23 protein-coding genes are annotated in these 21,485 nt (G+C 61.6%); 9 read left to right on the top strand and 14 right to left on the bottom strand.

The genetic code is table 11. From position 1 onward, the window contains the following. Positions 1–159 precede the first annotated feature (159 nt). Together GWE18_RS33905 and pucL are read right to left on the bottom strand one after the other, a co-directional pair. Positions 160–1,428, bottom strand: coding sequence for an allantoate amidohydrolase (locus GWE18_RS33905; protein ID WP_275190014.1), 1,269 nt, complete (start codon positions 1,426–1,428; stop codon positions 160–162). Positions 1,429–1,480: 52 nt separating this feature from the next. Beyond that, positions 1,481–2,323 carry a factor-independent urate hydroxylase gene (gene pucL / locus GWE18_RS33900; RefSeq protein WP_275190013.1) on the bottom strand — a complete coding sequence of 281 codons (843 nt, stop codon included), beginning with the start codon at positions 2,321–2,323 and terminating at the stop codon, positions 1,481–1,483. A 186-nt stretch (positions 2,324–2,509) separates the two neighbouring features. On the opposite strand from pucL, the gene GWE18_RS33895 reads away from it, so the two are divergent. Continuing rightward, on the top strand, positions 2,510–3,904 hold the full coding sequence (locus GWE18_RS33895; RefSeq protein ID WP_275190012.1) for a nucleobase:cation symporter-2 family protein: 1,395 nt from the start codon (positions 2,510–2,512) through the stop codon (positions 3,902–3,904). 125 nt (positions 3,905–4,029) lie between these two features. Here GWE18_RS33895 and uraD read toward each other — a convergent pair whose 3' ends face one another. From uraD to GWE18_RS33860, 7 genes are all read right to left on the bottom strand, one after another. Beyond that, positions 4,030–4,911: a 2-oxo-4-hydroxy-4-carboxy-5-ureidoimidazoline decarboxylase gene (uraD, locus tag GWE18_RS33890; RefSeq protein ID WP_275190011.1), complete on the bottom strand. Its 882-nt coding sequence runs from the start codon at positions 4,909–4,911 to the stop codon at positions 4,030–4,032. Positions 4,912–4,923: 12 nt separating this feature from the next. Continuing rightward, the gene (gene puuE, locus GWE18_RS33885; protein ID WP_275190010.1) at positions 4,924–5,862 is read right to left on the bottom strand and encodes an allantoinase PuuE; all 939 of its coding nucleotides are present in this window, start codon (positions 5,860–5,862) and stop codon (positions 4,924–4,926) included. Between the two features lie 2 nt (positions 5,863–5,864). After that, positions 5,865–6,278, bottom strand: a complete 414-nt coding sequence (locus tag GWE18_RS33880) for a DUF3830 family protein (protein WP_057851712.1) — start codon at positions 6,276–6,278, stop codon at positions 5,865–5,867. 194 nt (positions 6,279–6,472) lie between these two features. Then, entirely contained in the window at positions 6,473–7,264 is a 792-nt protein-coding gene (locus GWE18_RS33875; RefSeq protein ID WP_275190009.1) for a hypothetical protein, read from the bottom strand. 5 nt (positions 7,265–7,269) lie between these two features. Next, positions 7,270–8,097, bottom strand: a complete 828-nt coding sequence (locus tag GWE18_RS33870; RefSeq protein ID WP_275190008.1) for a carbohydrate ABC transporter permease — start codon at positions 8,095–8,097, stop codon at positions 7,270–7,272. Positions 8,098–8,105: 8 nt separating this feature from the next. Next, the gene (locus GWE18_RS33865; RefSeq protein ID WP_275190007.1) at positions 8,106–9,005 is read right to left on the bottom strand and encodes a sugar ABC transporter permease; all 900 of its coding nucleotides are present in this window, start codon (positions 9,003–9,005) and stop codon (positions 8,106–8,108) included. Beyond that, positions 9,002–10,366 (bottom strand): extracellular solute-binding protein, encoded by a 1,365-nt coding sequence (locus tag GWE18_RS33860; RefSeq protein WP_275190006.1) that lies wholly within the window; start codon positions 10,364–10,366, stop codon positions 9,002–9,004. The genes GWE18_RS33865 and GWE18_RS33860 overlap by 4 nt, the downstream gene beginning before the upstream one ends. Before the next feature lie 153 nt (positions 10,367–10,519). Between GWE18_RS33860 and GWE18_RS33855 the strand changes: the two genes are divergently transcribed. The 4 genes from GWE18_RS33855 (at position 10,520) to GWE18_RS33840 (ending at position 14,112) form a co-directional block, all read left to right on the top strand. After that, positions 10,520–11,278 (top strand): FadR/GntR family transcriptional regulator, encoded by a 759-nt coding sequence (locus GWE18_RS33855; RefSeq protein WP_275190005.1) that lies wholly within the window; start codon positions 10,520–10,522, stop codon positions 11,276–11,278. Positions 11,279–11,359: 81 nt separating this feature from the next. Next, entirely contained in the window at positions 11,360–12,433 is a 1,074-nt protein-coding gene (locus GWE18_RS33850) for an LLM class flavin-dependent oxidoreductase (RefSeq protein ID WP_275190004.1), read from the top strand. A gap of 71 nt (positions 12,434–12,504) precedes the next feature. Next, on the top strand, positions 12,505–13,482 hold the full coding sequence (locus GWE18_RS33845; protein WP_275190003.1) for an NADPH:quinone oxidoreductase family protein: 978 nt from the start codon (positions 12,505–12,507) through the stop codon (positions 13,480–13,482). A gap of 45 nt (positions 13,483–13,527) precedes the next feature. After that, a complete protein-coding gene (locus tag GWE18_RS33840) occupies positions 13,528–14,112 on the top strand; it encodes a DUF2889 domain-containing protein (protein ID WP_275190002.1) in 585 nt (194 codons plus the stop codon). A gap of 32 nt (positions 14,113–14,144) precedes the next feature. Here the strand turns inward: GWE18_RS33840 and GWE18_RS33835 are convergent, their stop codons facing one another. Beyond that, positions 14,145–14,414, bottom strand: coding sequence for a hypothetical protein (locus GWE18_RS33835; protein WP_275190001.1), 270 nt, complete (start codon positions 14,412–14,414; stop codon positions 14,145–14,147). 160 nt (positions 14,415–14,574) lie between these two features. Here GWE18_RS33835 and GWE18_RS33830 point away from each other — a divergent pair, with 160 nt between their 5' ends. Then, positions 14,575–14,874 (top strand): hypothetical protein, encoded by a 300-nt coding sequence (locus GWE18_RS33830; protein ID WP_275190000.1) that lies wholly within the window; start codon positions 14,575–14,577, stop codon positions 14,872–14,874. A gap of 287 nt (positions 14,875–15,161) precedes the next feature. Here the strand turns inward: GWE18_RS33830 and GWE18_RS33825 are convergent, their stop codons facing one another. From GWE18_RS33825 to GWE18_RS33810, 4 genes are all read right to left on the bottom strand, one after another. After that, entirely contained in the window at positions 15,162–15,803 is a 642-nt protein-coding gene (locus GWE18_RS33825; protein ID WP_275189999.1) for a DUF4393 domain-containing protein, read from the bottom strand. A 140-nt stretch (positions 15,804–15,943) separates the two neighbouring features. Next, positions 15,944–16,522, bottom strand: coding sequence for a hypothetical protein (locus GWE18_RS33820; protein ID WP_275189998.1), 579 nt, complete (start codon positions 16,520–16,522; stop codon positions 15,944–15,946). Between the two features lie 39 nt (positions 16,523–16,561). Further along, positions 16,562–17,182, bottom strand: a complete 621-nt coding sequence (locus tag GWE18_RS33815) for a hypothetical protein (RefSeq protein ID WP_275189997.1) — start codon at positions 17,180–17,182, stop codon at positions 16,562–16,564. Next, positions 17,179–17,676 (bottom strand): hypothetical protein, encoded by a 498-nt coding sequence (locus tag GWE18_RS33810; RefSeq protein WP_275189996.1) that lies wholly within the window; start codon positions 17,674–17,676, stop codon positions 17,179–17,181. The genes GWE18_RS33815 and GWE18_RS33810 overlap by 4 nt, the downstream gene beginning before the upstream one ends. 546 nt (positions 17,677–18,222) lie before the next feature. Between GWE18_RS33810 and GWE18_RS33805 the strand changes: the two genes are divergently transcribed. Genes GWE18_RS33805 through GWE18_RS33795 form a run of 3 tightly spaced genes read left to right on the top strand, consistent with a single transcriptional unit; the run spans position 18,223 to position 21,484 of the window. After that, positions 18,223–18,522 (top strand): helix-turn-helix transcriptional regulator, encoded by a 300-nt coding sequence (locus tag GWE18_RS33805; protein ID WP_275189995.1) that lies wholly within the window; start codon positions 18,223–18,225, stop codon positions 18,520–18,522. Next, positions 18,522–20,537 carry a hydrogenase 4 subunit B gene (gene hyfB / locus GWE18_RS33800; RefSeq protein WP_275189994.1) on the top strand — a complete coding sequence of 672 codons (2,016 nt, stop codon included), beginning with the start codon at positions 18,522–18,524 and terminating at the stop codon, positions 20,535–20,537. Before GWE18_RS33805 ends, hyfB begins: the two co-directional genes overlap by 1 nt. Then, positions 20,528–21,484, top strand: a complete 957-nt coding sequence (locus GWE18_RS33795; RefSeq protein WP_275189993.1) for an NADH-quinone oxidoreductase subunit H — start codon at positions 20,528–20,530, stop codon at positions 21,482–21,484. The genes hyfB and GWE18_RS33795 overlap by 10 nt, the downstream gene beginning before the upstream one ends. Position 21,485 lies beyond the last annotated feature (1 nt).

The following is a 21,485-nucleotide window of genomic DNA, read 5'->3' as shown; positions in this document are numbered from 1 at the left end:
CCGAGGGCTTCGAGGTCACGCGTTGGTAGCGAAACGCGGTTGATTCGTCTCTCCGCCAAAGCACGGCGACTGTCATCGAATTGTCATTTTGTTCGATCTTGGCATTGAGCATGATCCGCTGCAAGCCAGCAGCTACACTGCGCCGCCCGCTTCCGTTGTTTAACTCCTTGGCCGGAAATTTTCGATCAACCGCAGCAGCACGCGCGCGCCGGCATCGGCATCGGCGGGTTCGACATGCTCGGCCGGATTATGGCTGATGCCGCCGCGGCAGCGCACAAACAGCATGGCGACATCGGCAATGTCGATCATCGCCATGCCGTCATGCCCGGCCCCGCTCGGCAGTTCGAACACGGGATAAGCTTCGCCCGCAACCGCTTCCGCCATTTGCGCTTTGAGCCATGGCGCGCAGGGCACGGTGCGGTTCTCGTGGGTGACGTCGATCCGGAGCGACAGCTCACGCCGTTTCGCGATCGCCTCGATCCGCTGCACGATCTCGGCGACAGCCTGCTTGCGGTGCGGATCGTCCGGCGCGCGAATGTCGAGCGTGAACGATACCCGCCCCGGAATGACATTGGTCGCGCCGGGCATCGCCGCGATGACGCCGACGGTGCCGACCAGGCCTGCGCCATCCGCCTTGCATAACTGCTCGACCGCGATGATGCATTCGGCGGCGCCCGCCAGCGCATCGCGGCGCAGCGCCATCGGCACCGTGCCGGCATGGCCGGCCATTCCAGAGAGGTTTGCGGTCAGCCGCGTGGCGCCCGATATTGCCGTCACCACGCCGACCGGGAGGTTCTGTTGTTCCAGCACCGGCCCTTGCTCGATGTGCAGTTCGACATAGGCATGCAGCTCGCGCCGCGCACGCGCCGCTGCGCCAATTTGTTCGGGATCTAGCCCGAACTGCACCATCGCCTCGCGCATGGTGAGGCCGCTCGCATCGCGGGCGTTGAGCACGTTTTCATCAAAAGTTCCGGCGATGGCCCGGCTACCGAGCAGCGTGGAGGCAAAACGCACGCCCTCTTCGTCGGCGAAACCAACGACTTCGATCGCAAACGGCAGCCGCACGCCGCGCCGGTTCAGATCGGCGACGCACGCAATCGCTGATATCACACCGAGTGGCCCGTCCCATTTGCCGGCGTCGCGCACGGTGTCGTAGTGCGAGCCGAGCATCAGGCACGGCAGCCCCGGACGGTCGCCCTCATAGCGGCCGCAGACATTGCCGATGGCGTCGAGGTGCGCAGCCATGCCGGCGTCGCGCATCCATGACAGAATGAGGTCCGCGGCAATGCGATGTTCGGGTGAAAGGAAGATCCGAGCCAGATGCTCGCCAGTCTCGGAAATCGCCCCGAGCTGATTGATCCGGCTTACGATTTCGTCGCCAAGCCGTGATCGTGTCGTCGCGCCGATGGCCGCCTCCGTCTTGCTCATGCCGTTCCAGAAAGCGCACTTCGATCGGCGCTTCGACGTGTGGGGGTGCCTTTTAGCCCCTTCCCACCGTGCACTCAATCTGGCCGTGGGGCTCGTCGGTCGGCAGGAAAACGTCATTATTGTTATCCAGCCCGAACGCCGAAAGATTAATCGGAATGAAGTGCATGTTTGGGCAGGCCATGCTGATTTCCGAAACCTCCGGCACCGCCGCCAGGGCCGCCTCGCCCATCCGGTACAGGCTGTCCTGCACGCTCTTGCTGTAGGTGGTGCTGAACACTTCGAGCAGGGTGTCGAGAATCCTCGCATTGGCAGCGGGATAGCTCGACGGCTTCGCCGACCATTTCCAGGACGCCACCATGCTGGTTGCGCACATCCGGTCGGCGGTCGGCGGCAGCGTCGTGTAGCGATCCCTCGGATAATTCTCCCACCCGGACTGCGTCGACTTCATGAAAGCAAAACCGTCGATGCCCGACGTCAATCCCGGCGGTCCACCGCGGGTAGCGGCGACTTCCACGAACGGCTCGCCGTTGCTGTCGAGCACGAAGCTGTGGGGATGCGGCTTGCCGCCAAAACTCAGGCGGCGCCATTTGGTCTCATGCGCTGATATCGCAACCGAGGCGATTTGCGGATAGGTGTCGAGATATCTATTCGCCAGCACCTGGCAGAATTCCTCGGCGCACAGTGCGGTGTTTTCGCGGGCGACGATATTGACGATGTTCTTGATCGTATCCGTCGCCACCGAGGTGGAATTGTCGGCATGGGTATAGGCGCGGGCAAAGTCGCCCTCGATCATCGCCTTGACGCTGAGTTGGCTGACTTCGTGTTGGTCGCCGTCCCGGTGAATCCGCATGACCCGGACGCGACCCTTGCCATATCTGTTCCTGATCAGCGGCATCCGAAGGCCTCCCGTTCAACCTGCAATTTGCGCGGGTCACGACCGCCCGCTATGGTTCAATATTGAGCAACCTTCGTGCCACAGGGCAAGGCTTGCGGGGATGAGCATCTGGCACGAGCCTTGTATCGGTTCAAACAGGTATCGGCTCAAACAGGCTTGGGGGCCTGCAGCAGGGGGAATCCGAACATGAGCAGCGAAATCCATCCGGTCGACCAGATCTTGCCGACGCCGCGGTTGCTGGCGCTCGGCCTGCAGCATGTGCTGGTGATGTATGCCGGCGCGGTTGCCGTGCCCCTGATCATCGGCCGGGCCCTGAAGCTGCCGCCCGAGGACGTCGCCTTCCTGATCAGCGCGGATTTGTTCGCGTGCGGGATCGCCACACTGGTGCAGTGTATCGGTTTTCCCGGGGTCGGTATCAGGCTGCCGGTGATGATGGGGGTCACCTTTGCCTCCGTCGGCCCGATGCTGTCGATGGCTGCCGCACCGGACATCGGCCTGCTCGGGATCTACGGCTCGGTGATAGCGGCCGGGCTCTTTGCCATTGTTGCCGCGCCCTTCATCAGCCGGCTGCTGCCGCTGTTTCCACCGGTCGTCACCGGAACCATCATCCTGGTGATCGGCATTTCCCTGATGCGGGTCGGCATCAACTGGGCCGGTGGCGGCCTCCCCACCCTGACCAAAATGATCGATGGCGTGCCGCACGCTTTCCCGAATCCGGGCTACGGTCAGCTGCAGGGCCTTGGGCTTGCGCTGTTCGTGCTGCTGGTGATCCTTGGCCTGATCAAATGGGGCTCAGGCTTCGTCGCCAATGTCGCCGTGCTGCTCGGCATTGTCGCGGGCGCCATCCTGGCGGCTGCGCTCGGTGTCATGCATTTCGAGAAAGTCGCCGCAGCGCCGTGGGCTGCGATCGTGCTGCCGTTGCATTTCGGGCTGCCGAAATTTCAACTGATCCCTATCCTCACCATGTGCATCGTGATGATCGTGGTGATGATCGAATCGCTTGGCATGTTCCTCGCGCTGGGCGAGATCACCGGCAAGGCCGTCAGCCGCGACGCGCTGACCCGCGGCTTGCGGGCCGACGGCGTCGGCACGTTTCTGGGCGGGTTGTTCAATACTTTTCCTTACACGTCGTTCTCGCAGAATGTCGGCCTCGTCGGTGTCACCGGCGTGCGATCGCGCTGGGTCACGGTCGCCGGCGGCGGCATCCTGCTGCTGCTTGGGCTGTTGCCTAAAATGGCGGCGCTGGTCGAGGCCGTGCCGCTGGTGGTGCTCGGCGGCGCCGGCCTCGTGATGTTCGGCATGGTAGCCGCCACCGGCGCGCGTATCCTTACCGCAGTGGACTTCAAGAACAACCGCTACAATCTGTTCATCGTCGCGATATCCGTCGGCTTCGGCATGATTCCGCTGGTATCGCCGAACTTCTTCAAGAACCTGCCGCATGACCTGCACCCGTTGCTCGAGTCCGGTATCCTGCTCAGCGCGCTCGTTGCGGTCGCGCTGAACGCCTTCTTCAACGGTGTCGGCAGCAAGGCCGCCGCCGAAGCCGGCGCAGCGACGGCCGCGGCATCGGCGACGCATTAAGTTGGGAACCGTAGGGTGGGCAAAGACGCACTTGTGCCGTGCCCCCATCGATCAGAAGCATCGCCTGGAGATGGTGGGCACGCGGAGCCTGTCATCGGGCGCGCGTTCGCGCGACCCTACGGTTTTTAGCTCCCGCGGTAGGTCGTATAGCCCCAGGGCGTGACCAATAGCGGCACGTGGAGATGGCCTTCGGGATCGCTTACCGAAAAGCGCACGGGAATTCGATCGAGAAACGGCGGATCGGACATCGCCACGTTGCGACCGGCAAAGTAGTCACTGATGCCAAACGTCAGCTCGTAGCGGCCGATCGGCACCGGCCGGCCGCCGATCAGCGGTTGATCGGTGCGGCCGTCCTGGTTCGTCGTCGCGCGCGCCACCACGCGGGGCTCGCCGAGATCGGACAGTTCGGTTAGTTCAACCGATATTCCCGCGGCGGGTCGGCCGCTATGGGTGTCGAGCACATGGGTCGACAGACGGCCATGCACGGGCAGCCTGTCGTCGGAGGCGACGAGCTGATCGAGCCGCAACGCAGCAATCCGGCAGATCTCTACAATCGACGCCTGCGCCTCGGTCTTGTCATCGTTCGGCAAACGGCGCTCGAAATCGCGCAGAACGGAATCGCGGGTGTGGCGGCGAACGCAGACAATATAGGGAAAGCCGAACTTGGAACGGTAGGCGCTGTTGGCGCGCTCGAACGCTTCGTATCCGGCGTCCGACAGCCGATCGAGGCCGGCGCTGCTCTGCTCGGCGCCGGATTCCGCGGTGAGACCCGCAGCGCGCTGGGTCTTGCTGGCGAGATCGGGATGCGCCCTGATCAGCGCCAGCCGCAATTCCTCGGGAGCGCGCTCGACCGCCGCCGTCATCGCCGCCAATAGCTGCCCGGCCCCCGCAAACGGCCGCAATGCGGCCGCTTGCCCGGCAACCCAGGGTGAATACTCAAAGACATTTGCCAGCGCGGCGACGAAATCATCCTTGCTGCAAACGTTTAAGTCGGAAAGCTTCAACATCGCTTCCGCGCCTCACCCGATATCGAAAGCGTCGTCGGCGAGATGGGAGAGATTGGCGTGCCAGTGCTGCGCGATCTGCAGCCGTGTCGGCACCCAGACGCCATCGTGCTTGCCGATATAGTCGAGGAAGCGGATCAGCGCCGCCGCCCGGCCGGGACGGCCTACGACCCGGCAATGCAGCCCGACCGACATCATCTTCGGCGCAGTCTCGCCTTCCTTGTAAAGGACGTCAAAACTGTCCTTGAGGTAGGTGAAGAATTCATCCCCGCCGCCAAAGCCCTGCGCGTTGACAAAGCGCATGTCGTTGGCGTCGAGCGTATAGGGGATGACCAGATGCGGCGGCGACCCGCGCGCCCTGATCCAGTATGGCAGGTCGTCGGCATAGGAGTCGCAGAGATAAAGCAATCCGCCGGCTTCCATCAGCAGCCGCAACGTATTGATCGAAGAGCGCCCGGTGTACCAGCCGAGCGGACGCTGCCCCGTCGCCTCGGTGTGGACGCGGATCGCCGCTGCGATCTCGGTCCGCTCCTCGTTCTCGGACATATCCTTGTGCTCAATCCATCGGAGGCTGTGGCTGGCGATGTCCCAGCCGGCCTCCTTCATGGCGGCGACCACATCGGGATTTCGCTTCAACGCCTTCGCGACGCCAAACACGGTGACCGGCAGATTGCGTTCAGTGAACGTCCGCCACAGCCGCCAGAAGCCGGCGCGCGAGCCATATTCGAACATCGATTCGATATTGGCATGGCGCTGACCGGGCCAGGGCTGCGCGCCCAGCACGTCGGACAAAAAAGCTTCCGATGCAAGGTCGCCGTCGAGAATATTGTTCTCGCCGCCTTCCTCGAAATTCACCACGAACTGGACGGCAACACGTGCGTCGCCGGGCCACTTGGGATCGGGCGGGTTGCGCCCGTAGCCACGAAAGTCGCGCGGGTAGACCGGCGCCGGCATGCTCACACTTCCTCGAAGCGAATCTTCTGCGCGCCCTTCCACAGCACGGCCTTGCCGAACGCAGTCAGGTTCTCCAGCCCCGAGGTCAGGGTGATGAAATGATTGCCGGCGAGCTGGCCCATCTTGCTCGCAAAATGCACGCCGCCATAGGCGAGCAGGATTTCGGTTTCGCTGATGCCGCCGGGATAGAGAATGATCTGGCCGGGCGCGGGATAGCTGGTGTGGTTCTCGTAGGAGACGCCGAAATCGAGATCGCCGAGCGGCATCCAGACACCCTCGCCGCTCCAGCGGACGTGGATCGCCTGGCTCTCGAACGGCATCGCCTTGCGAAACGCTGCTACCGTCTTGGGCGCCAGTTGCTCCTCGAAACGGGCCTGGAAGGTGAATTCGCCGGCACGGACAATCAGTTGGCTCATCGATCTCTTCTTCTGGATGTAGGTAAGGACGGTGGTTCAGCCGTATCCATTGCAGTCGGAACAAGCGGAAGCAAGGCCGATTCCGGCCTCGTCGGGCGGTTTCAACGGGGGTTGGTCCCCCTACGCCTAACTTGTGAGCTCTCGCGGGAATGCATTCCGGATTGGTTAGGAACTCGGTTCCCACTCGGCTTTGTTCACACCTCGCCGCGCCAGAATGCAGTCTGCAAGGGCAACTGGTGTTTGATCATCGCGACGCCATCGACCACCTTCAGGCCGCGCGCGGCGCAGGCTTGCATGAACTCGGTCCGGCGTGCGGCGATGATGTCGAACACGGCGCAACCATCCGGCAACCGCGCGGGATTCATCGGCAGGGCGTCCGCCTCGCGAAGCCCGAGCGAGGTGGCGTTGACCAGGAGGCCGGCGTCGTCGAATTTTTCGTCCAGGCTGATTTCGAGATCGGCGAAACGACTGCGGAGTTTTGCGGCCAGGATTTCTACCAGGCCGGGCGCTTCATTCAGGATCCGCAGCCGCTTTAGTCCGGCGGCAGCGAGCGCGTGACAGATCGCCCGTCCCGCTCCGCCCGCCCCGATCACGACGCAGCGACGGTCCGGATCGAAAACCCTTTCCTCGCGTGCTGCATTCAGAAAACCGCCGCCGTCGAAGGACTCGCCGACCAGCCGACCGCCGGCCTCGATCCGGATTGTGTTGACGACGCCTTCGAATTCAGCGGCAGGGCCGACCACGTCGCACAATTCAAACGCCGCCGGCTTGTGCGGCATGGTGAGATTGAAGCCGGCAACGCTCGGCGATTTCGCAAGCGTGCGGATCGTTTCGGACAGATGCTCCGGCGCGATGTCGAGCGGCACCATGTGCCAGTCCAGCCCATTGCCCTGGAAGTAAGGCGTGTAATGGCGGGGCGCGCCGACATGGCCGGCCGGATGGGCAAAGATGAATACAAATCGTGAAGCACCGGTCGGAAGCCGCATCACCCTCACCCCTTCACGGCACCCGCCGTCAGCCCGCTCACCAGATAGCGGCGTACCGCGAGAGAAAAAATCAGAACCGGCGCCATCACCAGCGATCCGCCGGCAGCGATCTTGCCCCACTCCCAGCCCTCGTAGTTCATGAAGTTGACCACAGCCACGGGCGCGGTGCGCGCGTTGGTGCGCGTCAGGATCAGTGCGAAGAAGAAGTCGTTCCAGGCGTAGAGAAAACAGAGGATCGCGGTGGCGGCGATGCCGGGCGCGACCATCGGCAGCACGATCTGGAGAAAGACGATCCGTGTCGACGCGCCGTCGACCAGCGCCGCCTCTTCCAGCGACGACGGCACGGTTTCAAAAAACGGCTGCATCATCCAGATTACCAGCGGCAGGTTGAAGCTGGTATAGACCAGCACCAGCCCGGTGACGGTGTCGAGCAGTCCGATCCAGCGATAGAACAGGAAGAATGGAATCGTGAACGCGATCGGAGGCGCCATCCGCGTCACCAGGATCGCAAAGCTCAGCGCGTGCTTGCCCCGCCCTGCCCAGCGCGACAGCGCGTAGGCCGCGGGTACGCCTAGAATGAGCGCCAGCGCGGTGGAGAACGACGCGCTCATTAGGCTGTTGACGAAGGAGGCCGGGAACGCGCCCTGCCAGAGCGAGGCGTAATTTTGCAGTGTCGGCGTGAAGATCAACGGCGGCGGAAATTGCAGGATCAGGTCGTTAGACTTGAAGCTCATCTGCAGCAGCCACAGGAACGGCGACAGCAATACGATCAGCGTCACGCCGATCGCCACAAGCCGGCGAGCGCTGGCCGACCGGCGTATAGGTCCGCTCATGCCGCCACTCATGCCATGGCCTCCCGGCGGCGGCCCATCCACACCACGCCGAAGGAGACAGCTACCACCAGCAGCAGCATCACGATCGTCACTGCGCTGGAATAGCCGATCTCGTTGAAATCGAAGGCCAGCAGATAAGCATAATAGTTCGTCACCTCGGTGACGCTGCCCGGCCCGCCGCCGGTCAATAGGAACACCAGCGGGAACGCCTTGACGCTGTCGATCAAGCGAAACATGCCCGAGATCACCAGGATCGGCGTAATGAAAGGCAGCGTGATGTAGAAGAAGATCTGAAACCGGTTGGCGCCGTCGACCAGCGCGGCTTCAGAAAACTCGTCCGGAATGGTCTGCAGCGCGGCCAGCACCATGAGGAAGGTGAAGGGAAGCCATTCCCAGGTGTCGGCGATGATGATCGCGGTCAGCGCAAAATCGACGCTGGAGGTCAGCGACGGCATCGCAATGTTGAGCAGGCCAGCGGCGTAGTAGAGCGGGCTGATGTCGGGCGTATAAATCAGCTTCCAGATGATCGCCACGACGATCGGCGGCAGCACCATCGGGATCAGGAAGAAGGTGCGGGCGAATTCCGCGACGCGCGACTGCGTGTGCAGCAAGAGCGCCAGCAGCATGCCGAGCAGAACCTGAAACAGCACGCCCCAGAACGACAGCTTTGCCTGCACCCACAGCGAATTGACGAAGCGCGGATCGTCCGGCAGCAGGCGATAGTTGCGCAAGGGCGAACTGAAATCGGTCGACGAGCCGGGATTGACCAGTTGAAACGGCGTCAGGCTGGTCACGACCAGATAGATCGCGGGCAGGCCCGCGATCGCAAACAACACGATCAAGCTCGGCGCCAGCGCGAAAACGTTGAAACGGCGGCGCTCGGCGTCAACCAGTCCTTTTCCGCTCAAAGCGCAGTCCCGGCCCGGCGCATATTGGCAATCGCCTGCTCCTGCGCGGCGTTCATCGCCGCCTGCGCCGGAAGTTGCCCGGTCGCCACCTGTTCGAACGCCTTGTTGAGGACATCGCCGACGATCGGGAATTCCTTCACGGTGCGATAGGCCATGTAGTTCTCGCCCTTGGCCGGCAGCCCCAGCACTTCGAGATAGAGCGCGCCGAGGTCCTGACCATTGACAGTATTAAGCCGGCGATATTCTTCGCTCTCGATCACGGATCTGCGGCAGACCGAGGAATGGCCGTGCTCCTTGACCAGCCGCATCGAGATTTCCGGACTGAGCGCCCATTTGATGAATTCCCACGCCGCCTTTTTGTTCTTGGCGTTCTTGGGAATGCCGAGCCCCTGGCTGTTGGCGGCCGGGAAATCACGCACCGGGCCGGCCGGCATCCGTACGACGCGCGAGGTGTCTTTCACCTTGCTATCGCCGGACATCAGGATCGGCGTGATCCACGCGCTGGAATGGATGAAGATGTTGGAGCGGCCGGTCAACAGCGCCTGGCGCGCCTGATCCTCGGTATAGGTCAGCACGCCCTTCGGCGCGTAATTCTTCAACAGGTTCGCGTAGAATTCGATCGCCTGGATCGCTTCCGGCGAATTCAGCGCCGGCATGATGTCGGTGGGCGGATTGCGGAAGATGTTGCCGCCAAAACCCTGGATGTAAGGCGGCAGGCACCAGTGATGGAGCTGGAAGCTGACTATGCCGGTGACGTTCTCGACGCCGTTGATCTCGGCGCAGACCTGCTGCAGTTCGGCAAAGGTCTTGGGAACCTTGAGGCCTTTTTTCTCCATCAGGTCCATGCGGGAGAGGCCCATCACCATGGCGCCGCCTTCCCATGAATAGCCGTAAGTGGCGCCCTTGGCGTCGCGGTACGGCACCTGCGCGCCCTCGACGAAGTCCTTCGGCTTCCATTCCGCCGGCGTCAGGTTGGGATCCCCGGTGAACTCATCGAGATTGGCGAGCAGCCCCGCCGCGACCCAGCGCGCGGCGAGAATGAACGTGACGTTGACGAAGTCGAAGGCCGAGCCGCCCGACGACAGTTCGAGATTGGCCTGCTGGTTGTAGACCGGAAACGCCGAGAGCTGCAGATCGACCTTCATTCCGGTCTGCGCCTCGAACTCCGGAATGTAGTTCTGCAGCAGGGTGAAGAAGCGGTGCTGGAACGACGCGCCGCGCAGCGTGACCCCGGCAAAGGGTTTGGTCTGTGCGATGACCGGCATCGGAAACGCCGCCGCGCCGATGGTGGCGGCGCCGGCCTGAAGCAGCGTTCGGCGACTGACGGCTGCGGATTTATGGCCCGAATTCTTCTTGGTCATGGCGCCCTCCCTGACGAGCTTTTCGACAATATGACCGACATAAAATAGACTGTCAAAAGGAGGCTTCTCTCAAATTGGCTATCCTTACGGTACCAATTGACATCGCATCGCAATAAAGCAGACAATATTATTTCAAGGCTTGAGGGTCACGATTTGCCCAGGGACGTCGAACTCCGCCAATCCAACCCCCACGTTGCGCGCGAAATCGCAAAACTCATCGTCTCCGGCGTATGGCACGAAGGTTGGACGCTGCCGCGGGAGATCGAGCTGGCCTCGCAATTTGGCGTCAGCCGCACCTCGATCCGGGAATCGCTGTCCGTCCTCAAAGCGAAAGGCCTGATCGCGGCGCGGCAGAAGGCCGGCACGCATGTGCGCGAGCGGATCAACTGGAACATGCTGGATGCGGAGCTTCTGGAGTGGACATGGGCGGAACGTCCCACGGAAGAGTTCGCCCGGCAGCTCACGCAGGTGCGGCGCATAGTCGAGCCGGAGGCCTGCGCGATCTGCGCCGAGCGCGGCTCCGATGCCGACCTCGCCCGCATCGAACGGGCCTACCGCGAGATGGATGCTGCCGGCATGGACAGCCGCGCCTATTCCGAGCCCGATCTTCGCTTTCATCGCGGCATCCTGACGGCGACCGGCAATGACTTTCTGGTCGCATTCGGCGCCACCGTGGAAGCAGCGCTGCGGATGTCGTTCGAACTGTCGACACTGAACCCGGGCGCTCCGCGCAAAAGCCTGCCCTATCACCGCACCATCCTCGACGAGATCTGGGCGCGCAATCCCGATGGCGCGCGGCGCGCGATGCATCGCCTGATGGACCTGACCGAGCGCAATATTACCTCGGCCCTGTCACGCCGGCATGGCGAAGCGATGGCGGCAGCGGATGCCAGCCGTGAACACGACGCGTAACGGAACGGCCCTAAACGCTTGCTTTCCCTTGGTGTTGTGCGTTTCATTCCGGTCAAACATTCAAGGATCGGGGAAACATCGATGCCCGCAAGAATCATCGGAATGATCGGCACCCAGCAGGAAGGCGTCGCGGTTCACCTGATCAAGGGGCAGATATCCCGCGAGTGGGTGATCGACTTCACCCGCCTGCACGAGCAGTGGAACTATGATTCTGTTCTCGTTGGATATTACGCGTCCGCCGCCGAAGGTTTTGCGATTGCGCTTTATGCGGCCGACCACACCGAGCGGATCAAGTTCCTGATCGCGCATCGGCCGGGCTCAGTGGCCCCGGCGCTTGCCGCCCGGCAGGTCGCGACCTTCGACCAGCTCACGCAGGGGCGGATGTCGCTGCATATCATCGCCGGCACCAGCGACCAGGATCAGGCGAGCGAAGGCGACTTCCTGCCCAAGAACGACCGCTACCGCCGCGCCGGCGAATATCTTGACGTGTTGCGGAAGCACTGGACCAGCGACAGTCCGATCGATCACCAGGGCGAGTTCTACCGGGTCGAGGGTGGTTTCTCCGACATCAAGCCGTATCAGCAGCCTTACCCTTCCCTGTTCTTCGGCGGCTCATCCGAGGGTGCGCTGGAGATGGGCGCGATGCATTGCGACGTGTTTGCGATCTTCGGCGAGCCGCTCAAGGAGACACGGGAGCGGGTCCAGGATTTCCGCCGGCGCGCGGCGGCCTTCGGGCGCAACGTCGGCTTCAACATGTCGCTGCGGCCGATCATGGCGGACAGCGAAGGCGCGGCGTGGGACAAGGCGAACGCCCTGCTGGCGGATGTCGAGCGCAAGACCGGCGCCGCGCCGCAGCCGACCAACCATTCCGCCGAACGGCTGCTCGACTACGCCGCGCGCGGTGACGTCCATGACGAACGGCTGTGGATGGCGATCGCGCGCGCCACCGGCGCACCCGGCAATACGTCGTGCCTGGTCGGAACGCCCGAACAGATCGCGGCAGCGGTGCTGGAATATTACCGGCTCGGCATTCATTCCTTCCTGCTGCGCGGTTTCGAGAATCCTCACGACACGATGGCGATCGGCCGCGACTTGATTCCATTGATCAAGCAAGGCGCGCTTGCGATCGACCGGCAGGCCGAAGCGGCCGAATAGAATCTGCAAGCACCTCAACACGCCGGCGCAAGCCTTTGGCGCAGGACGAGAAAACGCATGGGAGAATTTGCATGAAGGCCGTCGTTGTCGACAATTACGATTCAATCGACGGCATCTCGATCAAGGAGATCGATACGCCCGGCATGTCCAAAGGCGACGTCCGCGTCAAGGTCGGTGCCGCGGCGGTCGGCTTCGTCGACGGATTGAAAGTGCAAGGGCTGTACCAAACCAAGGATCCGCTGCCATTCGTGCCCGGGACGGAGTTTGCCGGCATCGTCGATGCCGTTGCCGACGACGTCACCGCGTTCAAGCCGGGCATTTCAGTGATTGGAATGGCCCGTTCCGGCGCGCTGGCCGAATATATCTCGGTGCCATCTGCGGCACTCAAGCACCTGCCGCCGCAGGTTCCCTTTGAGGCCGGCGCATCGTTTCAGGCCAATTATCTGACCGGGCTTTACGCGCTGGATGCCCGCGCATCGCTTCGCGCCGGCGAAATACTGCTGGTGCTGGGCGCGGCCGGCGGCGTCGGCATCGCCGCAGTCCAAATCGGCAAGCTGATGGGCGCACGGGTGATCGCCGCAGCCTCGACGGCGGAGAAGCGCGACTTCGCGGTGCGGTTCGGCGCCGATCAAACCATCGATTACACCCGGGCGGACTGGCGGGAGACGCTCAAGGAAATGACCGGCGGGCATGGGCCGGACGTGATTTTCGATCCCGTCGGCGGCGAAACCGCCCTGCAGGCGTTTCGCTCGATTGCCTGGCGCGGGCGCCACCTCGTGGTCGGATTCGCCTCGGGCACGATTCCCGCGCTGGCGTTCAACCTGCCGCTGCTCAAGGGCGGCGCGCTGCTCGGGGTCGATCTCGCCCAGATCCAGAAGCGCGAGCCGGAGACCCACGCCCGCCTGATCGCGCAATTGTTCGACTGGTTGGCCTCGGGCAAACTGCAGCCCGTGGTCGGCAAGATCGTGCCGTTCGAGAATTTCCGTGAGGCGTTCAAGACCATGCAGTCCAGGTCGGCGCTCGGCAAGATGATCGTCAAATTCGCTTGAACGCAGACGGTGTTGGCAGCTTCGGCGTCGAAACAGGACAAACTGATGCCTTCAGCAAATGACGGTAACGCAACACGCCGCCTGATGCATACGCGGTCGGTTACATGCGAAGGCTTTCTACGCGACGACGGGCTCTGGGAAGTCGAGGCCTGGCTGCGCGACACAAAACCCTTCGTCCAGCGCGCCGATCGTTTCCGCGGCGAACTGAAGCCGGGCGATCCCGTGCACGATATCGGCCTGCGGCTCGCGATCGACGAGGACATGACCATCCGTGAGGCGGAAGCGATGATGCGCGCCACGCCCTATCCGACCTGTGTCGAGGTCGAGCCGATCCTGCAGCGCCTGATTGGCGAGCGCATCGGCCCCGGCTGGCGCGAAACGGTGCGGCGCAGGATCGGCCGGCTGGAAACCTGCACGCATCTGGCCGAACTGCTCGGCCCCGCCGTGACCACGCTGTATCAGACCATGTCCTACGGCAAGAATCCGGAAGGCCGCGACACGCTGGAGAACCAACAGAACTCCGGCAAGCGCCCATTCTTCATCGGCGGCTGCCATTCCTGGCGCACCGACGGGCCTGTCGTTGCTGCGATGTTCCCGCAGTTCGCGACCAAGCCGGCGGCAAAGGATTAGGGGCCAAGGGGACGGCTGGGCGCCATCAGCTATCACGCGTGTTCGCCTTCACGCCTCCGCATGCGGATCGCCGCTGGCAGAATGTCTCGGACATAATAGCGGCTCTTCCACTCTGGCGGCGATGGTGTTCCCTGCCCTTCGCGCCGAACGTAAAGCGATAGATCTTCTCCTGCCAGATCCGGCACGTAGCGCGGACAGTTCGGATAGATTTCGCACTCGATCCGCACCATCAGTTGCGCACCGAAATACCGCGCCTTCGCCTCGGCGTCATTCAGCATCGAGGCGCGGCCGTTGATCCGCATCCTTCCGCTCTTGCCGTCGAAGCGCACTAACAGCAGGCCGACGTTCGGATTTCCGAGAGGCTGGAATGCGCTCCCTTTCCTTATCGCTTATCGGATCCCTGTGAACCTCAGCGGCCACCCCTAGACTTAATCTAAGGGGGCTCAGCGGAGGGATTAGGTCATGGCTATTGTACAATTTACGCGCTTCAAAAGCGACAAGCCTGAGGAAATGATCAAGACCGCCAAGCAGGCGAAGGCAATCTTCGAAAAGCACGGAGCTGAATTTCTCCGGCTTTCCCGGTTTCACACCGGCATGTGGGCCGGGGAGTTTCTTGTCGCTACCCGCTATTCCAGTTGGGAAGTGTACGGAAAGGTACAGGAGGCGGTGGCAAAGGACGAAGCATTCGCGAAGCTGCAGGCGCACACAACCACCTTTGCCGAATTAACAGGCCGTAACATCGCGGTCAGCATCGATCTCTGAAGCTCCAAGCTGCGGGCGTCGCTTCCGAATATTGAGGTTCTGGAGTGAACGGCAAAGGCCGCAGCCGTTCTGACTGGCCGCAAGGTGCCGACGCCGCCAAAGCGCAGTCGTTTTGACGGCGTCGGTATTGTGCCCACCGCCGTGTTCGGGCCGCCGTGGGGAAAGGGCGAAAAAACCCGGCCAGACCTCAAAGCACCGTCATCGTGAGTGCGCTCAATCTCTCGACCGGATGCAGCTCCCACATCATCATCGTAAGCATCGTTATGCGCCACCGGCTGCGACCTTCTTCAGGGCCGCGATCTCGCCATCATGAACATCGGCCTGCAGCGCGCAAGATTGATTTCGCTAAAATAGCGAATGCCTACCTGTACATCGCCCTCTTGGATCGGCTCAGATGATTGGTTGGTGCTATAATGGAGGAGGCCCAACTGTTGCAAATGTTCCAAATAAAGCGGAACGCTGCCTTCGAATGCTAAGTCAGAAGGCATTAAGCGCGATTCGACCACAGACGGTCCGTATACAACTCTCTCATGGTCAAACGATTGTCTGTTGACTTGGCTTATCGGAGTTGTCTGCAACGCCCGAAGGATTTTGGCTTCATCCGGCGTAAGCGATCGGACAATCGCTGCAAAAGCCGGGTGCGCCTCTGCTACGCGGGTCTGATCCATTGATGTGCTGAGCAGAGCCGAAAACATTTTGTCGAGATCGGTACCTTCCGGCTCATATCGAATTGCCTCAATGATCGGTCCAAGTATCTGCGGTGGAGGAGATACGCGATGCTCCTCTGGGACCGCTCGAATGGAGCGGTCAATGAAGTGGCGAAGCCGATCCTGCAGGGCACCGAGCAACTGAATTGGTGCCAACGCTAGCTGTATGGTCTTAACGAGATCTTCGAGGATTTGCCCGGTCGGACGGGCGGGTGGGCTCAAAACGTCCGCACCGGCAATTGCTTTGCGATCTCAATAGCAAACTGCGTGAGTCGAGTTCCTTCGCTCATTGGCAAATAACCTGTGTAATGATGGTGTCGATCTACGACGTCGGAGTTCCGAGCGGTGAACGATACCTTGGCTCAGAACGCACACTGTACGTCATAAACCGCGCCCGCAACGGTATTGTATGTTTTTTCACACGGAGCGCTGCCTTGGCGCCAAACCCTTATTGTCACTGCCCCTGCAGGCACGCGATACATCGCTTTCTCCGTGGCAGGGCATTGCTCTCCATTGATTGTGAGCAGGAAGTCCTTGGGCGGCGTCGGCTGAACGACTACCCGGACTGTTGGGAATCTCTGCAACCACAGCCCTAGTTGACCTGTCGCCTGGCGGGTCAATTGTGCCGTGACCATGGCTGCTATCTCTGGTTCGCTTGGTTGGGCTGCGATTACTTGACCTTCTGCGACTTGGCCTTGTGATTTTCCCATGCCATGCGAGGAACCCGACAGCTTCTCCCTTTGAAGGTCCGAAACAATTACGGCGACCTGATCGGAAAGCATTTTGGCGTATTCCTGTCGCACGACAAAAGGAACGTATTCGCCAGTTTGCCTAGCCCACTCTTCTATAGGTTGATGCATCCGTTGTTCGATCGTCTCTGCGGAAGCGCATCTCATTCCAAATAACACTGCCATGGAGGCAGCAATCGCAAGTTTGATCATGTCCGACTCCTCACAAAGCGTTACCGATGAACATTTAGGTCAGAACGCGCATTGCACGTCATACACTTGGCCCGCTACGGCATTGTATGTTTTTTCGTACGTCGAAGAGCCTTGGCGCCAAACCCTGACTGTCACCGCGCCGGCAGGCACGCGATATATCGCTTTCTCCGTAGCGGGACATGGTTCTCCATTGATGGTGAGCAGAAATTCTCTAGGCGGCGTCGGCTGAACGATCACCCGAATCGTTGGGAATCTCTGTAACCAAAGCCCCACTGTTTGAACCGTGGCTAGTTGGCTAATCGCGTGTTCTCTAAAAGTCGCTGCATTGTTTGGCCCTAGAGGTTGTGTTGGATGCCCCGCTAAAATGTCAGCCTGTTGAGTTCCTCCTTGAGGACCGTAGGTGCCTGGCGTGGTCCAAACAGGGTTTTGCTGTTGCTGCTGCGGAAGTGGAAGAATGGCTGGCGGCGGAATGATCGAAGCGATCTGGGCGGATATGCCTCTGATGTATTCCTGTCGCACGGCGCCTGGAACGTATATTCCAGTCTGCTCAGTCCACTCTTCCGTCACTTGATGCAACCGTTGTTCTATCGACTGCGCTGATGCGGCTTTGATTCCACAAAAGATCAAAGCGATATTGATTGCAATTGCGCGTTTGATCATGTGTCGTACTCCGGCTTCTTCGTTTCTCTGAACATCGCTCCCAATACTAAAATTCCCACTGCGCACATTCCGAACATGAAGAGATAGACATGGGCCTGAAATCTCCATTGGAGCGCCGACGCCGTAATCAAGGATAGGCACTCGTTCAAATACATTTGCGCGATGCCAAATCGCCACCACACGCCGTACAGCGCTGACTGCGCGAAGAACAGAATGCTGGTGACCAGCATCACTCTCATGAACCTGCTAAGCTTGACCTCCGTTTTGATCCCGACGAGGGCTGCCGCACCAAATCCCACCAAGGCGGTCGATAATTTGAGACCCAGGTCGACGATATCGGTCAGGGTTGCTATGGTTTTAAGTTGAAGGTCAGTAACTTCAACGATCGGACAAACTCCGAATTTCCGGCCCCAGATGAAAACGAAAATTGCGGAGGAGATGCCGGCAATCAGGACCAGTATCGCTATTGGCCAATGTTGTTTGAATTGCACCATTCCTCTTGCCCAGCACAACGGTTTCGTGATCGAAATTCGAGAAGCATGGCATAGCTCTAGCCAGAGCGAAATGACGAAGTTCAACCTCTGGTGCGGATGTGGAATATCTCATAGATTAAAATCCCTCTGCGGCCCCCGGCCGGTGGAGATAGGAACCATATTGCCCGGCCGCCCGGCGCGCGCTGCGTCGTTGATGACGCGGGCGTGGCTTCGTACGCCATAGCAGAGATATTGCCGCCTTCGTGGACGTGGCTGAACTTGTTCTTGAGGAACGACACCGGTCAGATGTGTCGTGAATATTCTTGACCACCTGAAAGCCGCCTTGGACAACCTTCATCGTCGGGCAGTGCTGGAAGTACGGAAAGCCCTGCTCAGCGCGGCCGCGGCGCAGAAACCAGGACACGCTTTCCGCCGCGCGCTCGGATCGTTGGTGACGACCCTCAGAATAGATATCTGAGATATCACTTGTTGACACATTAACATCAATACTTAGGATGCAAGAATGACCTTTAATATTGGCTCGAGCGCCGTTGGCGAGGCAGGCTGGTGATCACAGCAGCTCAATTGCGGGCTGCCAGGGTGCTTCTCGGCATCGATCAGCGGCGACTCGCAGAGCTGTCGGGGCTTTCGGTGCCGACGATCCAGCGCATGGAAGCGAGTGAGACGATGGTTCGGGGCAACGTCGATTCGCTGGTGAAGCTGATCACCGCGCTCGAGGAGGCCGGCATCGAATTGATCGACGACGGGGCGAACAGCAACGGCGGCGGGCGCGGCGTGCGGCTCAAGGCCGGCTCCGGAGATCGCGCGGAAAACAAGACATCGAGCGGAGCGAGGGCGCGCAAATAATGTCGGCCGTCGCTCTGCAAATGGTCTGTGTCGCCGGGTTGCTTGGACTGGCCGCGCTGGCGATCGTTCTGAGCCGATCGAAGATCGCCACGCCCGTCATCTACGGCGCGACACTGGCCGTATCATTGATTGCATTAACCGGCACGTTGCGCTTCCTGCTCAGCGGCGCAGCTGACGCCACTACCCTTACCCTGCCGGTCGGATTGCCATGGCTTGGCGCGCACTTCCGCCTGGATGCATTGGCCTCGTTCTTCCTCGTCGTCATCAATCTGGGTGGAGCATCGGCAAGTCTCTATGGCCTCGGCTACGGCCATCATGACCCCGCGCCGCACCGCGTGCTTCCCTTCTTCCCTGCCTTTCTCGCCGGCATGAACCTGGTGGTGCTGGCCGACGACGCCTTCTCCTACCTGCTGTGCTGGGAGTTCATGTCGCTGGCGTCGTGGGCGCTTGTCATGGCGCATCATCGCGAGCCGGGCAACGCCAGGGCCGGCTACGTCTATCTCGTAATGGCAAGCTTCGGCACGCTCGCGCTGCTGCTCGCCTTCGGCCTGCTCGCAGGGCCGGCGGGAGACTACGGATTTGCGGCCATTCGCGCCGCGCAGCACACGCCCTATGCGGCGACGCTGGTACTGATCCTGATGCTGCTCGGCGCCGGTTCCAAGGCGGGCCTCGTGCCGTTGCATGTCTGGCTGCCGCTCGCCCATCCCGCAGCGCCGAGCCACGTGTCCGCGCTGATGAGCGGCGTCATGACCAAGGTCGCAATCTACGGCTTCATTCGCGTCATGTTCGATTTGCTGGGAGAGCCGAGCTGGCCGGCAAGCGTAGTCGTGCTCTTCCTCGGCAGCATCACCGCCGTCATGGGCATCCTTTACGCCATGATGGAGAAGGACCTGAAGCGCCTCTTGGCCTACAGCACCATCGAAAATATCGGCATCGTCTTCGTCAGCCTCGGCCTTGCCATGGCATTCCAGGCGAATGGACTGAAGGCGGCTGCCGCGCTCGCCTTCACGGCCGCCCTGTTTCACGCGCTCAACCATTCCTTCTTCAAGAGCCTGCTGTTCTTCGGCGCCGGCGCCGTGCTGACCGCGACCGGCGAGCGCGACATGGACAAGCTCGGCGGCCTCATTCACCGCATGCCGTTCACGAGTTTCGCCGTTCTCGTCGGCTGCGTCGCGATTTCGGCGCTGCCGCCGTTCAACGGCTTCGTATCGGAGTGGCTAATCTTCCAGGCCGTGCTGCAGAGTCCGGAGCTGCCGCAATGGGCGCTGAAGATCATGGTGCCCGCGGTCGGCGCGATGCTCGCTCTCGCCGCCGCGCTGGCTGCAGCCTGCTTCGTCAAGACCTACGGCGTGACGTTTCTCGGGCGACCGCGCGGGACGGCGGCGGGAACCGCTGGTGAAGTCGATCGCTTCTCGCTCGCGGCCATGTTCATTCTCGCAGCGCTCTGCCTGCTGGCCGGAATCCTGCCGGGACTGGCGATCGACGGGCTGGCGCCGGTCGCGACCCAGATTCTCGGCAGCCGGATGCCGGTCCAGACGGGTCAACCCTGGCTTTCGATCGTGCCGATTGCGGAGAGCCGCAGCTCCTACAATGGATTGCTGGTGATGGTGTTCATCACGGCGGCCGCGTCGCTTGCCGTGTATGTCATTCATCGCTTCGCCTCGCGCGCGCTGCGACGGGGTCCGGCCTGGGGATGCGGTTTCTCCGACGCGACACCCGCCGCGCAATATTCGGCCGTCAGCTTTGCGCAGCCGATCCGCCGCGTATTCGGCACGCTGGTGTTCCACGCCCGCGATCACGTCACGATGCCGCCGCCGGGAGACCTTCGGCCGGCGCGGCTCAGAATCGAATTGCACGACCTGGTCTGGAACGGAATCTATGCGCCGATCGCAGACGTTGTCGGCTTTTCGTCCACACGACTCAATCGCCTGCAGTTCCTGACCATCCGGCGATATCTCAGCCTGGTCTTTGCCACCCTCGTCACGCTGCTGCTGGTGCTCGCGATATGGTCGTGATCTCGGACATCATCGTGCAAGGCGTGCAGATGCTGCTGGTGCTGCTGCTCGCGCCGCTGTTGACCGGTTATGTGCGCAAGATCAAGGCCCGGCTGGTGCGCCGCCAGGGCGCCTCCGTCTTTCAGCCCTATCGCGATCTGCTGCGGCTGCTGCGCAAGGAAGTGGTGCTGGCCGACAACGCATCATGGCTGTTCCGCGTCACGCCCTACATCACCTTCGCGGCGATCTGGGTCGCCGCCGCCTTGGTGCCGACCTTCGCAATAGGGCTGCTGTTCAACTGGACCGCCGATCTGATTGCCATCGTCGCGCTGCTCGGAAGCGCGCGCTTCTTCCTCGCGCTCGCGGGGATGGACGTCGGCACCAGTTTCGGCGGCATCGGCTCCAGCCGCGAGGTGATGATTGCGGCGCTTGCCGAGCCTGCGATGCTGCTGATCGTATTCTGCCTGGCGCTGGTCGCCGGCTCGACGCAACTCTCGACCGTCTCGCACCTCCTGGCGTCGTCCTATGTGGGCTTGCGGGTATCGCTCGGAATGGCGCTGGTTGCGCTGTTCATGGTCGCAATCGCGGAGAACGCGCGGATCCCGGTCGACAATCCCGCGACGCACCTCGAACTCACCATGGTGCACGAGGCGATGATCCTGGAATATTCCGGACGCCATCTCGCGATGATCGAACTCGGCGCCTTCCTCAAGCTGCTGCTCTACGTCTCGCTGATCGCCTGCGTGTTTTTCCCCTGGCAGATCGCGCTCTATGGCAGCGGCGCCTTGTCCTACGCGATCGGCGCCGGCGCCTACATCGTCAAGCTCGCGCTGGCCGGCTTCCTGCTCGCGCTGTTTGAGACCGCCACGGCGAAGATGCGGGTGTTTCGCGTTCCGCAATTCCTCGGTGCGGCCTTCATGCTGGGCTTGCTCGGCACCCTGCTGCTGTTCGTCTCGAGGAGTTTCTGAT

The organism is Bradyrhizobium sp. CSA112 (genome assembly GCF_029051645.1).
Lineage (GTDB): Bacteria > Pseudomonadota > Alphaproteobacteria > Rhizobiales > Xanthobacteraceae > Bradyrhizobium.
Note: the sequence above shows the minus strand (reverse complement) of the source record. Positions and strands in the feature narration are given on the sequence as shown.